The sequence below is a fragment of the Streptomyces hygroscopicus subsp. hygroscopicus genome, assembly GCF_030269125.1.
Taxonomy (GTDB): domain Bacteria; phylum Actinomycetota; class Actinomycetes; order Streptomycetales; family Streptomycetaceae; genus Streptomyces; species Streptomyces hygroscopicus_C.
In genome coordinates this window covers 52,948-70,173 of sequence record NZ_BSSM01000008.1, presented here as the reverse complement: position 1 = coordinate 70,173, position 17,226 = coordinate 52,948, and the positions used below count along the sequence as shown (strand labels likewise).

Below are 17,226 nucleotides of genomic sequence, written 5' to 3'. Positions count from 1 at the left end.
TTGTGATGTCGCAGGACACGCTCGACCGCCCCGCGGTCCACGCGCTGCTCGCGGACGGCACGACCGTGTGCATCCGTCCGGCGGTCCCGGCCGACCACGGCCGACTGCGGGAACTGTACGAGGAGATGTCCCCGGAGAACCTCCGTCTCCGCTTCTTCTCGCTGAGCCCGCAGTCGGCCGGGCGGGCGGCCGACCGGGCCTGCGCCCCCGCGCGCCCCGGTTACCGGGCCCTGCTTGCCGAACGCCAGGGGCAGGTCATCGGTCTCGCCGAGTACGACACCGGGGGCACCGGTGACGAGGCCGAGATCTCCATCGCCGTCTGTGACGGCCTGCACCACCGCGGTGTGGGGACCCTGCTCGTCGAGCACCTCGTGTCCGCGGCACGAGCCGAGGGCGTCACCGCCTTCACCGCCGACGCCCTCAGCGAGAACCGGGAGGTCCTCCGGCTCTTCGCCGACCTCGGTCTGCGAACGGCCCGTCGGATCGAGGGCCCGGAGGTCCGCTGCACGATACGCCTGGACGAGGACGACACCTACATGGCGGCGGTCGAAGCCCGCGGTCGCGGTGCCGATGTGGCCAGCCTGGAGCCGCTGCTGAGACCGCGCGTGGTCGCCGTGGTGGGCGCCGGACGCAGGCCCGGTTCCGTGGGCCGGGCGATCCTGCACCACCTGAAGTCGGGCGGCTACAGCGGGCGCGTGTTCGCCGTCAACCCGCACGCCGACCATGTCCTCGGGACACCGTCCTACCCCTGCGTCGGCGCCCTGCCCAGGACGCCCGACCTGGCGGTCGTGGTCGTACCCGCCCCGGCGGTGGCCGCCACCGCCGAGGAGTGCGGCAGGGCGGGAGTCCGGGCGCTGCTCGTCGTCACCACCGGTCTCGACGCCGGCCAGGCGCGGGCGCTGCTGGCCGCGTGCCGCACCTACGGCATGCGGCTGGTCGGACCCAACTGCCTCGGCGTCACCCACACGGATCCCGCGCTGCGTCTGGACGCCACCTTCGCCGCCGACCATCCCCTGCCGGGCACCGCGGGCGTCGCCGTGCAGTCCGGTGGGGTGGGCATCGCCCTGCTCGGCGGTCTGTCCCGGCTGGGTATCGGCGTGTCCTCCTTCGCGTCCCTCGGCGACAAGTACGACGTCAGCGGCAACGACATGCTCCAGTGGTGGGAGAGCGACGGCCGCACCGACCTCGCCCTGCTGCACCTGGAGTCCTTCGGCAGCCCTCGCGCCTTCTCCCGTACGGCCCGTCGCGTCACGCGCCGGATGCCGGTCCTGACCGTGGACGCGGGCCGCACCGACGCCGGCCGGCGCGCCGCCGCCTCCCACACCGCGGCCGCCGCCACCGGCACCATGACCCGGCAGGCCCTGTTCACGCAGGCGGGCATCACCGCGACCCGGTCGATCGGTGAACTCCTGGAGACCGCGGCTCTGTTGCACGCCCAGCCGCTCCCGGCGGGCGACCGCGTCGCGATCGTGACCAACGCGGGCGGCGCCGGAGTCCTGGCGGCCGACGCGTGCGCGGAAGCGGGACTCGTCCTGCCGCCGCTCACCCCCGAGGTGGTCGACGACCTGCTCGCCGTGCTGCCCGAGGGCGCCGTGGCCGGGAACCCCGTCGACGCCACCGCCGCGGTCACCGAGGACGGACTCGCGGACGCCGTGGCCCGCCTGATGCGCCATCCCGGCGTCGACGCCGTCCTGGTCGCCCTCGTCCCCACGGCGGTCGCCGCCGCCACGGGCGACGACCTCGTCCGGGCGCTCACCGGCGCCCCCGCGCACCGGGCCAAGCCCGTCGCCGCCGTACGCCTCGCACAGGACCTCCCGGTCACGCTGCTGCCGGCCGCCGAGGGCGGCGCCATCCCCTCGTACGCCGAACCGCAGGCGGCGGCCCGCGCGCTGGCCCACGCCGCCCGCCGCGCGGCCTGGCTCGCCCGGCCCGCCGGCACCGTCCCCGATCTCGACGGCGCCGACACGGCCCGCGCCCGGCGGATCACCGAGACCTTCCTGCGCGCGCACGAGGACGGCGGCTGGCTCGATCCGCGCACCTGCGCGGACCTGCTGGCGTGCTACGGCATCCCCCGACTGCCCTGGGCGTGGGCGGAGAACGAGGACGACGCGGTCGTCGCCGCCCGCCGGTTGTGCGGCGCGGACGGCCGGGTGGTGATGAGGGCACACCGGCCAGGACCGCCGCCCAAGAGCCGACAGCACGCCGTCCACCTCGACGTGCGGGGCGAGGCCCAGGTGCGGGCCGCCTTCCAGGACTTCGCGACCCGCTTCGCCGGGCTGCTGACGGGCGTGGTGATCCAGCCGCTCGCGGCGCGGGGCACCGAGCTGTTCGCCGGGGCCGTCCAGGACGAGGTCTTCGGCCCCCTGGTGCTGTTCGGCCCGGGAGGCACCGCCGCGACCGGGATGCTCGCCGACCGCGCCGGCCGTCTGGCACCGCTGACCGACAACGACGTCCACGACCTGATCGCCGACCCGCGCTGCGCGCCGCCGCTGCTCGGCGCCGACGCCGCCGGACCGGTCGACCTCGCCGCCCTGGAACGGCTGCTGCTGCGACTGTCCCGCATGGTGAGCGACCTGCCCCAGCTCGCGGAGGTCGACTTCGACCCCGTTCTGGCCGCACCGGACGGCGTCACCGTGCTCGACGCACGCGTGCGCCTGCTGCCCCGCGAGCCGCAGGACCCGTATCTGCGCCGGCTGCGCTGAGCGAGGAACCCGCGGCACCGCGAGGCCGGTTCCGTGACGGGGCCGCGCCGGTGAGCCGACCGGGGACCGGGCGGGCCCTTCCCGCCGGCCCGACGGCCCTCCTTCGCGGGGAAGTTAGGCCCTGTCCCGCAGGACGGCCCCTCGCGATGATCGATGTACCGGTCCGGGATCCGCACGGCGGATTCCGGCGGCGGCGGTGAGTGCCGCCCCTCGACGTGCCCCACGCCTCCGAAGGAGTCCCCATGCTTTCGCCCGAGTCCGCCGCTGTCGTCCGTGCCACCCTGCCCGCCGTGGGCGGCGCCCTGGACGAGATCACGACACGGTTCTACGGCACCATGTTCGCCGAGCAACCAGAGCTGCTGGACGGGCTGTTCAACCGCGGCAACCAGGCCAGCGGTGAGCAGCGCCGGGCGCTGGCCGGATCGATCGCGGCGTTCGCCCAGGGGCTGCTGGCCGACCCCGACTCGCGCCCGGACGCCCTCCTCGCCCGGATCGCTCACAAGCACGCCGCGCTCGGCGTCACCGAGGACCAGTACACGATCGTCCACAAGTACCTGTTCCGTGCGATCGGCGACGTCCTGGGGGAGGCCGTCACCGCCGAGGTGGCCGCCGCCTGGGACGAGGTGTACTGGCTGATGGCCGGCGCCCTCATAGCCCAGGAGGCCCGCCTCTACCAGGAAGCGCGGGTCGACCCGCACGAGCCGTGGCGGCGGTGGGCCGTGGTGGAACGGCGCGAGGAGACCGACGATGTGGTCTCCTTCCTGCTGCGCCCGGCCGACGAGGGCGCCCTGCCCCGGGCGCGCGCCGGACAGTACGTCAGCGTCCGCGTGCTCATGCCGGACGGCGTCCACCAGACCCGCCAGTACAGCCTGTCCAGCGCGCCGGGCGACGGCCTGCGGCGCATCACCGTCAAGCGGGTGGCGAGCGCGGCCGACACCCCCGAGGGCGAGGTCTCCAACCAGCTGTACCGCACGGTGCGCGCCGGCGACGAACTCACCCTGTCGGCGCCGTTCGGTGACGTCGTCCTGGAGGACGCCGGCACTCCGCTCGTCCTGGTCTCCGCCGGCATCGGCTGCACCCCGATGGTCGGCATGCTCGAACACCTCGCCGCCACCGGTTCGTCCCGGCCGGTGCGGGTGCTGCACGCCGACCGCACCCCGGCCGACCACGCCCTGCGGGCCGACACCCGCCGCGTGGTGGAGCAACTTCCGGCCGCGAAGGCGGAGTTCTGGTACGAGCAGGACGCCACCGAGGAGCCCGGTTCCCACCTGGGCCTGATGGACGTCGAGGGCCTGGACCTGCCCGCCGACGCCGACGTCTACCTGTGCGGCTCGCTCCCCTTCATGCGTGCCGTCCGCGCCCAGCTGCTCCGGGCCGGAATCCCCGCGCGCAGCATCCGCTACGAGGTCTTCGGCCCCGACCTGTGGCTGGCGAACGCGGAGGGATGACGGGGCGATCGCACCGGGCCACCGGGCCCTGCCCGGGGTGGCCGGCGGTATGCCGGCCGCCCCGGCGTCTGCCCCCCGCCGCTTCCGTCCGCCCTGTCCGTCCGGTGCGCGGCTTCTCCGCCTCCGGACGGGCGGGGCGCGGCACGGCGGCACCCGGGACGCACCGGCCGTCGGCCGCACCGGCCCGGCGACCGGCCCGCGTGCCCCGGACGTCACCCTGCCGGGCGACGGCCCGCCGGTGGCGGTGCTGTAGGGACGCGACGGCTCGGTTGCCTGCGGTCGTGGGCGAGGGGGCAGCCGTCGCTGTCATGCGTGACGGCGTCGTTGCCGGTGGCGGCGCCGTGGCGACGCGACGGCCCGCTGTCCGCGGCCACGGGCGAGGGGGCAGCCGTCACCGCCATGGGCGTGGGCGAAGTGCCCTCGCGTCCGCCGGCGCGGCGGGCGACGTCGCCCGCGTGGGCGCGGTCGCGGGGCACCCTGCACGCCCGCTCCCGGCCCAGCCGGCCCCCTCACGCCGAGCGGGCAGCGCGACGGCCGTCGTGAGCAGCCGGGGCGTCGCGGCCCAGCGGCCGCGCAGCCGGGTCCCGGCCAGGTCCGCGGTGAACGTACGGGACTCCGGGTGGAGCGTCACCCGCGCGTCGTGGAAGTCCAGCCACTGGCCGGTGAGCGGGTACCAGGCCTTGAAGACGCTCTCCTTCGCGGAGAACAGCAGGCGGCCCCAGTGCACCCGCGGGTGCCGCGCCGAAAGCCGCTCCAGGTCGGTCCGTTCCCCGGCGTCGGTGATGAGCGCGCCGACCTCGGGCGGCAGCGCTTCGTGGGGTTCGGCGTCGATGCCCACCGCGTGGATCCGGGAGGCCGCCGCGACGGCCGCCGCCCGGTAGCCGGTGCAGTGGGTCATGCTGCCCACCGCGCCGGCCGGCCAGCGCGGCGCCCGGTCGGCGCCGGGCACCAGCGGACCGGCCCGGAAACCGGCCGCATCGGTTCGCTGAACGTGCCGAGGTCGAAGCGGGTGCGCAGGGCGGGGTGGCGGCGCGAGAGCCGGTCGAGGACGGCGCGCAGCACCTCGTGGTGGAGCGGCCGGTTGACGGTGCGCGAGATGACGTCCAGGTAGAAGGCGCCGGTTGGGCCGGGACGTTCTTTGGCGCTGTCACTGGTCCCGCAATGGCCGGCACAGGGGTCGCGCTGTCCGGCCGCCTCGCTCGTCGGCCACCGGTGCCGCACACCATGCCACCCTCCGCCGCTCCAGCGACGGGGTGCCGCTGCCAGAAGGACGCTCGCAGCACCTCGAACCCCAGTGAACCCAGGCGAGTGCCGGCAACTCACCCACGGCGGGCCCGCGAAAGGTCCCGTCTGTCACGGAACAGTGAGCCCCCATCGCCCCGGGCCGGCGGGCCTCATGCCGTATTCGTGCAGCCGGTGGGAGCGGGCCCAAGGCGACCGAGGTCAGCGCCGCGCCATCTGCGTGCCATCGATATGCCAGAGCCGCTGGGCATGATGGCCGAAAGCGATTCGGGGGCGCTGTCCACTGGGCAGCGGAAACGAGGGGGCAGGGTCATGCGGCCGAGGCCATCCGCCAGGCGCCGCTCAGGAACCCGGACTCACGCCCGAGTCGATCTGCTCGGAGTCGTAGTGATGACACCTCTCGTCGGGATTGGGTGCTGCTCATGACGCGGCAATATTGGCTTCGCTGGTTTTCCCTGCATGGTGTCCCGCGGGTGGTGCTGCGCGTGCAGTCCCGGAAAGGCGACACCTTCGCCCGGATGATGGGTCCTGAAGGGATCACCGATCCGCACCCGTACATCGAGACGATACGCAGCCAGGGCAGACTGGTGAAGACGCCGCTGCCGTGGGTGACCTGTGACCACGCGTTGGTGCGGTCGGTCCTGCGGGACGACAGGTTCGGCGTGCGCAGCTCGGCCAGGATACAGATTCCCAAGGTATTGCAGAGATTTGCGAACCGGGTGCCACCGCCGGCCAATCCGGCCGATCCGCCCGCGATGCTGCGCATGAATCCCCCGGACCACACCGCGATGCGCAAGCCGGTCGTGTCCGCGTTCACGCCGCGCGCGGTCAAGAAGCTGCGCGATACGGTCGAGACCGTCACCGAGGAACTGCTCGACGCCATGCCCTCCGGCGGTTCGATCGAGCTGGTCGAATCGTTCGCCTCGCGCGTGCCCATCGCGATCATCTTCGACATACTCGGCATGCCCCGGGAAGACCAGGAGAAGTTTCTGGCCTGGGGCAAAGACATGACGCCCATGCTGGACGTGGGCATCTCCCGGCGGACGTACGGCCGCGCGATGCAAGCGGCACAGAGCCTGAACGACTATCTCGACCGGCATATCGAGAAGCTGCGCAGGGAACCGGGCGACGACATCCTCAGCAATTTGGTGCGGAGCGGCGATCTGGACCATTACGCCCTCAAAGCCAACGCCAGCATCATCATCGGCGCCGGATTCGAGACCACCGCCAATCTGATAGGTCACTGCGTGTCCCTCCTGCTCCGCCTCCCGGAGCAGCTGGACCGGCTGCGCGCCGAACCGCAGCTGTGGCCCAACGCCGTCGAAGAGGCGCTTCGGTACGAGCCGCCGGTGTTCATCACGGCCCGTCAGGCGCTGACCGATCTGGAGCTGGAGGGCGTCCAGCTGCCGCAGGGCTCCATGGTCATGCTGTCGCTGGCGGGCGCCAACCGGGACCCCGCGGTGTTCACCGACCCGCAGCGGTTCGACGTGGCCCGGCCGAACGCCAACGAACACCTGAGTTTCAGTTATGGCGTCCACGCCTGTTTCGGGGCCAGTCTGGCCCGGATGGAAGCCACGCACGCGGTGCGCTCTCTGTTCGAGCGCTTCCCCGACATGCGCGCCGCGGCACCGCCCCGGCTCCGCCGGCAGCTCACGTTCCGTGGCTATGCGCAGGTGCCTGTCCACTTGGGACGCAAGGTGCAGGTCACACCGTCCACGGTGGCCTGAACGCAGGAACAGCGCGGTTCACCCAGTCGACCGAAGCATCGCTCAGAACGAGGTTGAATGATGAATGCTGCCCACGGCTCCCCGACCGAGAGCGCGTCACCGGCACATGAGGGCGTCGCCGTCGTAGGAATTGGTTGCCGGTTCCCGGGTCAGGTCGGCAACGTGGAGGAGTTCTGGCGATTGCTGGTCGAGGAGCGGGACGCGGTACGGGAAGTGCCGGAGGACCGGTGGACCGCCGATGCCTTCTACGACCGCGACGCGGGCCGACCCGGGCACATGCGTACCCGCACCGGCGGTTACCTGGACGACGTGTCCTCCTTTGATGCCCACTTCTTCGGCATCACGCCGACCGAGGCCGCGCGGATCGACCCGCAGCAGCGACTGTTCCTGGAGACCACCTGGGAGGCGCTGCAGGACGCGGGAATCCCGCCCGAGCACATCGCCGGCCAGAAGGTGGCCGTATACGCCGGTGTGTCAGGACACGACTACGGCATCATCCAGCTCAATCCGGAGAACCGGCATCTGATCGGCGGTCACACGATGACCGGCGTGACGAACTGCATCGTGGCCAACCGGGTTTCCTATCTGCTCGACCTCCGCGGTCCGAGCATGACGGTCGACACGGCGTGTTCCTCGTCGCTCGTCGCCATCCACCTCGCGCTCCGCAGCATCCGCTCGGGCGAGGCGACGATGGCCATCGTCGGCGGCGTCAGCACGCTGCTGCTCCCGGAGGCAACGATCGGCTTCAGCCAGGGGACATTTCTCTCCCCCAGCGGCCGGTGCCAGTCGTTCAGCCGGACGGGCGACGGTTACATCCGCAGCGAGGGTTCGGGCACGGTGGTGCTCAAGCCGCTGTCCGCGGCCGTGGCCGACGGCGACCGCATCTACGCGGTGCTGCGCGGCAGTGCGACGAACCAGGACGGACGCACCAACGGCATCTCCGTGCCGAGTGAGGACGCCCAGGCGCAGATGATCGCGGACGCCTGCCGCGACGCGGGGGTCGCTCCGGCCGACATCTCCTACATCGAAGCCCACGGCACGGGCACCCCGGTCGGCGACCCCATCGAGGCGCGCGCCCTGGGCCGCGTACTGGGAACCGGGCGCATCGGACGGGGCCCCTGCGTCGTCGGCGCCGTGAAGTCGAACGTCGGCCACCTTGAGTCGGCCGCCGGAATGGTCGGCCTCATCAAGGCGTGCCTCGTCGTCCAGAAGGGTGAGATCCCCGCGAACCTGCACGCGGAGGAGCCCAATCCGGCCATCCCGTTCGACGAGCTGGGGCTGCGGCTCGCGCAGACCCGCCAGCCCTGGCCCGGAACCGGACCGCGACTGGCGGGCGTGAACTCGTTCGGCTTCGGTGGCTCCAACGCGCACGTGATCGTGGCAGCTCCGCCGGCGGAGGAGCCGACGGAGACCCTGGCGGCGGGCAGCGCGGCGGACGAGCCGGTCCTGTTCACCCTCAGCGCGAAAACGGACGCCGCGCTACGTGCCTATGCCGGGACGTACGCCGACTTCCTGGCGGCTCCGAAGACGGCAGCCCTGCCCGAGATCGCCTCCGCGCAGGCCCGGACGCGTTCGCACTACGACCACCGGCTGGCCATGGCCTGCTCGTCCGCGGAGGAACTGCGCGACGCGCTGCGTGACGTGGCCAGGGGAGCCGATCCCGAGGGGCTGCACCGCGGTGTGAAGGCATCCGGCGCGAGCAATGTCGTCTTCGTCTTCTCCGGCCAGGGCCCGCAGTGGTGGGGCATGGGGCGCGAACTGCTCGCCCAGAACAAGGTCTTCCGCCAGACCGTCGAGCGCGTCGACGCCGAACTTCGCCGGCACGCCGACTGGAGCGTGCTCGAGGAGCTCCACCGGGACGAGGACGAAAGCCGCATCGGCGAGACCTTCATCGCGCAGCCCGCGGTGTTCGCCATCCAGCTCGGACTGGCCGCCCTGTGGCAGAGCTGGGGCATCACCCCGGCGGCCGTCGTCGGTCACAGCATCGGCGAGGTGGCCGCCGCGTGCGTCTCGGGCGCGCTGTCCTTCGAGGACGCGGTACGCGTCATCTACCACCGCAGCCGGGTGCAGCAGCAGGCGTCGGGCAAGGGCACGATGCTGGCCGTCGGCCTGCCCCAGCACGCCGCGGAGCAGCTCGTCAGCGGCTATCGCGGACGCGTCTCGGTGGCGGCGCTCAACGGCCCGGAATCGACCGCGCTGGCAGGTGACCCCGACGCGCTGGAGGAGATCCGCGGCCAGCTGGAGCGGGACCGGATCTTCTGCCGCATGCTCCAGGTGAAGGTCGCGTTCCACAGCCACCACATGGACCCGCTGCGCGACGACGTGTTCGAGTCGCTGTCCGCCATCACCTCGGGCCCGGCCGACGTACCGATGTACTCCACGGTCACCGGCGCCCCGGTCTCGGCCGGTGAACTCGATGCCGGGTACTGGTGGCGCAATATCCGCGAGCCCGTCCGGTTCGCCCCCACCATCGACCGGCTCATCAAGGACGGGCACCCGACCTTCATCGAGCTGGGTCCGCACCCCATCCACTCCACCGCCATCGGCGAGCTGCTGTCCAAGCGGCAGACCACGGGGACCGCCGTGCCGTCGCTGCACCGCAAGCAGCCCGACGGCTTCACCCTGCTGTCCTCGCTGGGATCGCTGTACGCGGCCGGTCTCGACTTCGCCTGGCAGCGCGTGTTCGACGGCAGCATCCAGCGCGTGCCGCTGCCCTTCTACCCGTGGCAGCGCGAAGAGCACTGGCTGGAAACGCCGTTCTCGCGCAGCCGGCGCTTCCCGTCGCAGGGGCATCCGCTCGTCGGGACCCGTTCCCCCGTCGCCGACGAGCCGGACAAGTACGTGTGGGAACTGACGATGGACACCGATACGTTCCCGTGGCTTGAGGACCACCGCGTGCAGGGGCCGATCGTGTTCCCCGGCGCGGGCCACCTCGATCTCGTCGTCGGTTGCGCGACCGATGCGTTCGGACCGGGCCGGTACTCGGTCGAGAACGTCGAGTTCCGCCGCCCGCTGTTCGTCTTCGACGACCGGCCGGCGCCGCTCGTCCAGGTGGTGCTGTCCCCGTCGATGCACTTCGGGGTCTACAGCCTGCAGGACGGCGACAAGGAATGGGTCCTGCACTCCGAGGGCACGGTCCGCGCCGGCGCCCCCGACGCGGAGCCGCCCGTTCCGTTCGCCGAGCTGGAAGCCCACTGCCCGCTCGAATTCGACCCGGCGAAGGTCTTCGCGAAGTTCCGCAACAACGGCCTGATGCTGGGGCCGACGTTCCGGGTGATCTCGCGGCTGAAGTACGGCGAACTCCGCTCGCTCGGACGGATCGACACCCCGGACACGATCGCGGACGAAGCGACGCGGCACATGATCCACCCGGCGCTGCTCGACGCGTGCTTCCAGTCGCTGTCCATCGCGATGGGCAACGACCCGAACACCGAGGACAAGACGCTCTACATACCGTTCGACGTCAAGCGGTTCAGCTTCCACGCCAAGGCAGGCAAGCGGCTGTACTGCTACGGGCAGGCACACGTCCTCGACGACATCACCTACTGCGAAGGCGATCTGTGGCTGTTCAACGAGGACGGCGAGCTGGTGGCCGAGTTCGAGGGATTCAAAGGCAAGTCCATCACCCAGCCCACCGAAGACCGCGACGCGCTGCTCCAGTGGCTCTACGAGTACCAGTGGAGTCCAGCGCCGGTACGTGAGCGGACGCTGCTGCCCGCCGATTTCGTGCCGGACGCGTCCGCGCTGCGGGCCGCCATCGCCCCGATCGCCGACGAGATCCGCGACTGGCCGCTCAACCGCGAATACCACGCGGAGACGGAAGCCGAGATGAACCGGCTCTGCATCGCCTACGTCACCGAGGCGTTCCACCAGCTCGGCATGGACTTCACGCCGGGACGTCGCTTCACCCTCGATGACCTCGCGCGCGAGCTGGGCGTTCACCGCAAGCACCACGACTACCTCGCCCGCCTGCTGGAACTGCTCTCCCGGCACGGCATCACCGGCGAGGACGGCGACGCCTGGCAACTGCTGCGCCCGCCCGCCCGCATCGACACCGCAGCGGCGCTCGCGCGACTGCGCGAGCAGCATCCCGAATGCGAGCCCGAGTACGCCGTGCTGGAGCGCTGCGGCACCGAGCAGGCGGCCGTGCTGCGTGACGAGGTCAATCCCGTCGAGCTCATCTTCCCGGAGAGCGAATTCCAGTCGGTCGTCGACCTCTACGAGACCTCGTTCTCGTTCGAGCGGTGCAATCGCATGGTCGCCGAAGCCGTCGCCGAATGTGTGCGGAGGCTGCCGGAGGACCGGCCCATTCGCGTGCTGGAGATCGGGGCCGGCACCGCCGGCACGACCGGCTGGGTCCTGAACCAGCTGCCCTCGGACCGCGCGGAATACGTGTTCACCGACATCGGCCAGCTCTTCCTGAACAAGGCACAGCAGCGGTTCGCCGGCCACGACATCGTGGACTACCGGATTCTCGACATCGAACAGGACATCGCGGAGCAGGGCTTCGATCCGCACTACTTCGACATCGTCGTGGCGGCCAACGTCCTGCACGCCACCCGGGAGCTGCGTACCACCCTCGGCAACGTCGAGCAGCTGCTCACCTCGCGCGGGCTGGTGATCGTCGTCGAGGAGACCAACCCGCCGCACTGGGTCGACCTGACCTTCGGCATGACCGACGGGTGGTGGCGGTTCGCCGACCGCGAACTGCGGCCGCACTACCCGCTGATGTCCGAGGCACAGTGGCAGGAGTTCCTGCCCACGGCGGGCTTCGAGAGCGTCCAGGTCTTCTCCGACATGACCGACCCGCGGCAGACCGGCTGCTCGGTCATCACCGCGCGGGCGAAGGAGTTGGACCTCACACCCCATCAGCCGCGTGTCGAACCGGGCTCCTGGGTCGTGCTGGCCGACGCCGACGGCGTCGGCGAACACTTCCTCGACCGGCTCGGGGAGGCCGCCGGCGGCAGCGTCCTCGTCACCCGCGGCGAAGCCTTCGAGCCGCTCGGCGACGGCCGCTACCGGGCGAACCCGGCCAGCGCCGACGACCTCCGGCGCGTGCTCGAGCAGGTACGCGAAGAGGCCGGCGCCGTGCCCGGGGTCCTGCACCTGTGGAACCTGGACTACGCCGCGACCGAGCTGACCGGCGCGCTGCTGCCGCAGGTGGAACGCGACGGCGCCTACAGCGTGATCGCTCTGGCGCAGGCCGTCGAGCAACTGGACTGGACCGAGGCTCCACGGTTCTGGGTGGCCACGGCCGGCGGGCCCGTAGTGGACCGGGCCGATCGGACCGTGCCGTCGCAGCTGCCGAGCTGGGGCATTCTGCGAGTGCTGCTCAGTGAGCACAGCAGCCTGCGAGCGAAGATCATCGACTTCGATCCGGCGTCCGGCGCCGACGTGCGGGCCACGCAGCTGTTCGACGAGCTGCAGCACGTGCGGACGCCGGAGGAGGAGGTCGCCTACCGCGGCGGGAACCGCTTCACCGACCGCTTCGAGCACCTCTCGCCCGCCGAGTTCGAGGCTTCCGTCGCGACCCCCGTGCGGGTGTCGGACGGGACCACGTTCGCGCTGGGCGTGCCCGCCGAACCCGGGATCGACGAGCTGCGGTACGCGGAGGTGACGCTGCCCGCTCTCGGCCCGCACGACGTCGCCATCCAGCCGACGGTGACCGGCCTGAACTTCCGCGACATCATGCTGACCCTCGGCGTACTGTCGGAGGGCGCGGCCTCAGGCGGTTTCTACGAGAAGAACCTCGGTGTGGAATGCGCCGGTGTCGTCGTGGGGACCGGGGCCGAGGTCGAGGGGTGGGCACCGGGTGACCGCGTGGTCGCCTTCGCCCGCGGTTGCTTCGGCTCCCGTGTGGTCACCGGCGAGCAGCACGTGTATCCCGCACCCCGCGGGCTGTCCGACGCTGACGCCGCGACGCTGCCGATGGCGTATCTGACCGCGTGGTACGCGCTGGTGGACGTCGGCCGGCTGCGCGCGGGCGAGCGGGTGCTGGTGCATGCCGCCGCCGGCGGTGTGGGCCTGGCCGCGGTTCACATAGCGCACCTGCTGGGTGCGACGGTCGTCGCGACCGCCGGCGGCCAGGAGAAGCGGGAGTACCTGCGGTCCCTGGGTGTGGAAGACGTCTTCGACTCCCGCTCGCTGACGTTCGCCGACGAGATCCGCCGGCGCTACGACGGCGTCGATGTCGTGCTCAATTCCCTCCAGGGCGAGACCATCGCGAAGAGCCTCCAGCTGCTCCGCCCGCACGGCCGCTTCGTCGAGATCGGGAAGAAGGACATCTACGACAACTACCAGCTGGGGCTGAGGCCGTTCGGCAACAACCTGAGCTACTCGGCTGTCGACATCGACCGCATGCTGCGCGAGGTCCCGGACCGCTGCCGGGAGGCCATGACCACGGTCCTGCAGCACGTGGACGCGGGGGCGCTGCCGCCGCTGCCGCACACCGAATTCGGCGCCGCGGAGGTGGCCTCGGCGTTCCGGTTCATGGCGGGCGCCAAACAGATCGGCAAGGTCGTCGTCGGATTCGACGCGGAGGCCGAGGTCCTGGTGTACCCGGGCGCGACCGGTGACGTGGCGATCGATCCCGAGGGCACCTACCTGATCACCGGCGGTTACACCGGGTTCGGTCTGCGGACCGCCGGCTGGCTCGCCGCCAAGGGGGCCCGGACCATCGTGCTGGTCGGACGCCGGGCACAGATCGACGCCGAGAACGAGCAGCCGATCGCGGCGCTGCGCGCGAAGGGCGTGGACGTCGTCCTGGAGCGTGCCGACGTCTCGGTCGAGGCGGAAGTCCGGAGTCTGATCGAGCGCATCTCGGCGCTGCCCCCGCTGCGCGGCGTCTACCACGCCGCCATGGTCATCGCGGATGGCCCGCTCGCCGCGATGACCGAGGAGCAATTCCTGCGAGCGGTGCGGCCGAAGGTGGACGGCGCCTGGCACCTGCACCACCACACTCGCGGACTCGACCTGGACGCGTTCGTGATGTTCTCGTCGATGAGCTGGAACGTCGGCACTCCCGGCCAGTCCAACTATGCGGCGGCGAACGGGTTCCTGGAGGCGCTGGCCCTGCATCGCCGGCAGACCGGCCTGCCCGCGCTGACGGTCAACTGGGGTGCCATCGCCGAGGTCGGGTTCGTCGCGCGCAACAAGCTCGACACCCTGTCCTGGCTCGGCTGGACGCCGATCTCGCCCGATCACGCACTCGACTTCATAGGCCGCTGCCTGGTCCAGGGTGTCAGCAGCGCCAGCGTCTTCGGCGTCAACTGGCCGAAGATGAATCAGGTCATGCCGATCATCCGGAGCTCGCCGCGGCTCGCCCACCTCGCGGCGCAGGACGCGGCTCACCCCGCGGCCGGGTTCGGCACCGAGGGTCTGCGGGCAGAACTCCTCGAACTGCCGGATGACGAGCGGATGCCGCGGCTGGCGAGCGCGCTGTCACAGCAGATATCACGGATCTTCGACATGCCGGTCGATCGGCTCCCCCAGGACGTCGGCCTGACCGACCTCGGAATGGATTCGCTGATGGCGGGCCAGATCCGGAACATCCTGGCGAAGCATCTGGAGATCGACTTCCCGACCATGGGCCTGATGCGGGGCCCGTCGATCACCGAACTCGCCGGTGAGGTGCTCGCTCAGGTCGTCGGTGAGTCCACCGGCGCGGCGCCGGTGCTGCCCGTCACCGGTCCGGAGCGCTGGATTCGCACGGTGATCGGCCGCTCCAACACCGCCTCGATGCGGTTGTTCGCGCTGCCGTTCGTCGGCGGCGGCGCCTCGGTCTTCACGCCGTGGGCCGATCAGCTGTCCGACTCCATCGAGGTGGTGGGCATCCAGCTCCCGGGCCGTGAGGAGCGGCTCGACGACATTCCGGTGGACAAGATGCCGGAGATGGTGGCGGAGCTGGCCGAGGCGATGCTGCCGCATCTCGACCGGACCTTCGTGGTCTACGGGCACAGTATGGGCGGGCTCCTCGCCTACGAGCTCACCAAGCACCTCGAACAGTACTACAACGAGGTGCCGATGAAACTCATCATCGGCGGCTGGCCCGCGCCGACGCTGGTCGAGGACTACGTGCGCAACCTCACGCACATCCGCGACGGCTTCGACCTGGACCGGGAACCCGACAGCAGGGTGTTCGCCGTGCTGCGGGACAACCACCTGCTCGACATCCCCGTCGAGGAGGAAGCCTCGATCCTGCACTGGATGCCGTCGATCCGGGCGGACCTGAAGATGCTCGGCGACTACCGCTTCGAGAGCGGCACCCCGCTGCGGGCTCCGATCTCCGTACTGCGCGGCGCCGCCGACCCGGTGTTCACGCTGGACCAGATGCGCGGGTGGGAAGCGCTGACCAGCGGCACCTTCTCCCTGACGACCGTGCCCGGCGGTCATCTGTTCATCCAGGGCGCGGACCCGGGAGTCATGCGGACGATCGCCCAGGAACTGTCCGCGGAGGACGCCTTCCCGAGTTTCACGAGCCTTGTGGACGGCCACTGAACCGGCCGCCGCGCACGGGCGATCCGAAGGAGAAGACTGATGAAACCGGCACATCGGTACGACGTCGTGATCTGCGGTGGCGGCCTCGCGGGGCTGACGCTGTCCAGGCAGCTCAAGCGGGCCATGCCCGATCTCACGGTGCTCGTGCTGGAACGCAGCGGGCGAGAGTTCCCCGACGGCGCCTACAAGGTGGGTGAGGCGACGGTCGAGGGTGGCGCGCACTACTTCAGTGAACAGCTGGGCCTCACCGGGTACATGAACCGACGGCACCTGCACAAGCTCGGCCTGCGGATGTTCTTCGGCGACTCGCAGGGGCCGCTCGAAGCGCGGCCCGAGCTGGGCGCGCGACGGTTCCCACGGGTGACGTCGTATCAGATCGACCGCGGCAGGTTCGAGCGGGACCTGCGCGAGGGGGTGGGCGAGCTCGGGGTCGATCTCGTCGAGCAGGCACAGGTGGTGGACATCGACCTGTCGACGGCCGATGACGACCACGTGGTGCACTTCGAGACCCCTGAGGGCGGTGCACAGAGGGCACTGGCGCGTTTCGTCGTCGACGCCTCCGGGCGCCGCCGGCTGCTGCAGCGCAAGCTGCGCCTCGGGGCCCCGAGCCCGCACAAGATCAACGCCGCGTGGTGGCGGTTCCGCGGCGAGTACGACGTCGAGAGGATGACGGATACCGCGGGCCCGACGTGGCGGCCGAAAACCCAGGAGCGTCGCTGGTTCTCGACCAACCACCTCATGGGCACCGGGTACTGGGTGTGGATGATCCCGCTGTCCTCGGGGAACACCAGCATCGGCATCGTCACCGACGACGCCATCCACCCGTTCCAGTCGTACTCCACGCAGGAGAGGGCGCGGGAGTGGATCAGCGAGCACGAGCCGACGCTGGCGTCGTTCATCGAGCGCGCGGAGCCGATCGACTTCCTGCGGGTGCGGAACGCCAGTTATGCTTCCGAGCAGATCTTCTCCCACCATCGGTGGGCCTGCGTCGGTGAGGCCGGCATCTTCCTGGACGCCTTCTACAGCCCGGGGTCGGACTACATCGCCTACACGAACACCATCGCCACGCGTCTTGTCGAACTGGACCGCAAGGGCCGCCTCACGGCGGAGGCCGCGCAGACCTACAACCGGCTGATGCTGGAGGACATGTGGCCGAACTATCTGGAGATGTACCACCAGAACTACGCGATCTTCGGAAGCGCGCCGGCCATGTTCACCAAGGTGATGTGGGACACGTCCTTCTACTGGGCGCTTCCCTCCCAACTGCTCTTCCGGGGCCTGATCGCGAACGAGGAAGCGGCAGCCGAGTTCCATCCGATCGCGACGAGGTTCAAGAGCATCCAGTCGCGGATGCAGGCGAATCTGCGTGCTTTCGGCGCCCAAGCGACGCAACCGGACAAGTACCTGTTCGTGGAGTACAGCAAGGTGCCCATCTGCGCACAGCTGCACCTGGATCTGCTCACCGAGAAGACGCCGGACCGGACATTCCGCGAGATGCGGCACAACGTCGACCGGCTGGAGGCGTGGGCGGATTCGTTCGAGCAGGAAGTCGCCAAGAGGTACGACCTCCCCGACCGGGAGCCGGTCGGCGCGTGACGCCGGCCGGAGAGC

The 17,226-nt window shown here is 70.9% G+C and carries 7 protein-coding genes; 5 read left to right on the top strand and 2 right to left on the bottom strand.

The annotated features are described in order from the left end of the window. Positions 1-5 precede the first annotated feature (5 nt). Together QSK45_RS19005 and QSK45_RS19000 are read left to right on the top strand one after the other, a co-directional pair. Positions 6-2,702: a bifunctional acetate--CoA ligase family protein/GNAT family N-acetyltransferase gene (locus QSK45_RS19005; RefSeq protein WP_285558374.1), complete on the top strand. Its 2,697-nt coding sequence runs from the start codon at positions 6-8 to the stop codon at positions 2,700-2,702. A 242-nt stretch (positions 2,703-2,944) separates the two neighbouring features. Beyond that, complete coding sequence (locus QSK45_RS19000) at positions 2,945-4,150, top strand: globin domain-containing protein (RefSeq protein WP_285558371.1); 1,206 nt, start codon at positions 2,945-2,947, stop codon at positions 4,148-4,150. Between the two features lie 391 nt (positions 4,151-4,541). On the opposite strand, the gene QSK45_RS18995 is transcribed toward QSK45_RS19000, so the two are convergent. Both QSK45_RS18995 and QSK45_RS18990 read right to left on the bottom strand, forming a co-directional pair. Then, complete coding sequence (locus QSK45_RS18995; protein WP_285558369.1) at positions 4,542-5,099, bottom strand: 4'-phosphopantetheinyl transferase family protein; 558 nt, start codon at positions 5,097-5,099, stop codon at positions 4,542-4,544. Continuing rightward, positions 5,045-5,371 (bottom strand): hypothetical protein, encoded by a 327-nt coding sequence (locus QSK45_RS18990; RefSeq protein ID WP_285558888.1) that lies wholly within the window; start codon positions 5,369-5,371, stop codon positions 5,045-5,047. Before QSK45_RS18990 ends, QSK45_RS18995 begins: the two co-directional genes overlap by 55 nt. Positions 5,372-5,865: 494 nt before the next feature. Here QSK45_RS18990 and QSK45_RS18985 point away from each other — a divergent pair, with 494 nt between their 5' ends. From QSK45_RS18985 to QSK45_RS18975, 3 genes are read left to right on the top strand one after another with little or no spacing between them, the layout of a single operon-like run. Then, entirely contained in the window at positions 5,866-7,119 is a 1,254-nt protein-coding gene (locus QSK45_RS18985; protein WP_285558368.1) for a cytochrome P450, read from the top strand. A gap of 57 nt (positions 7,120-7,176) precedes the next feature. Continuing rightward, a complete protein-coding gene (locus QSK45_RS18980) occupies positions 7,177-15,615 on the top strand; it encodes an SDR family NAD(P)-dependent oxidoreductase (RefSeq protein WP_490993587.1) in 8,439 nt (2,812 codons plus the stop codon). 39 nt (positions 15,616-15,654) lie between these two features. Next, the gene (locus QSK45_RS18975) at positions 15,655-17,211 is read left to right on the top strand and encodes an NAD(P)/FAD-dependent oxidoreductase (RefSeq protein WP_285558367.1); all 1,557 of its coding nucleotides are present in this window, start codon (positions 15,655-15,657) and stop codon (positions 17,209-17,211) included. Positions 17,212-17,226 lie beyond the last annotated feature (15 nt).

Excerpts from the sequence above, each read along its gene's own strand:
- QSK45_RS19005 (WP_285558374.1), top strand. The coding sequence starts at position 6 with ATGTCGCAGGACACGCTCGACCGCCCCGCGGTCCACGCGCTGCTCGCG.
- QSK45_RS19000 (WP_285558371.1), top strand. The coding sequence starts at position 2,945 with ATGCTTTCGCCCGAGTCCGCCGCTGTCGTCCGTGCCACCCTGCCCGCC.
- QSK45_RS18980 (WP_490993587.1), top strand. The coding sequence starts at position 7,177 with ATGATGAATGCTGCCCACGGCTCCCCGACCGAGAGCGCGTCACCGGCA.
- QSK45_RS18975 (WP_285558367.1), top strand. The coding sequence starts at position 15,655 with ATGAAACCGGCACATCGGTACGACGTCGTGATCTGCGGTGGCGGCCTC.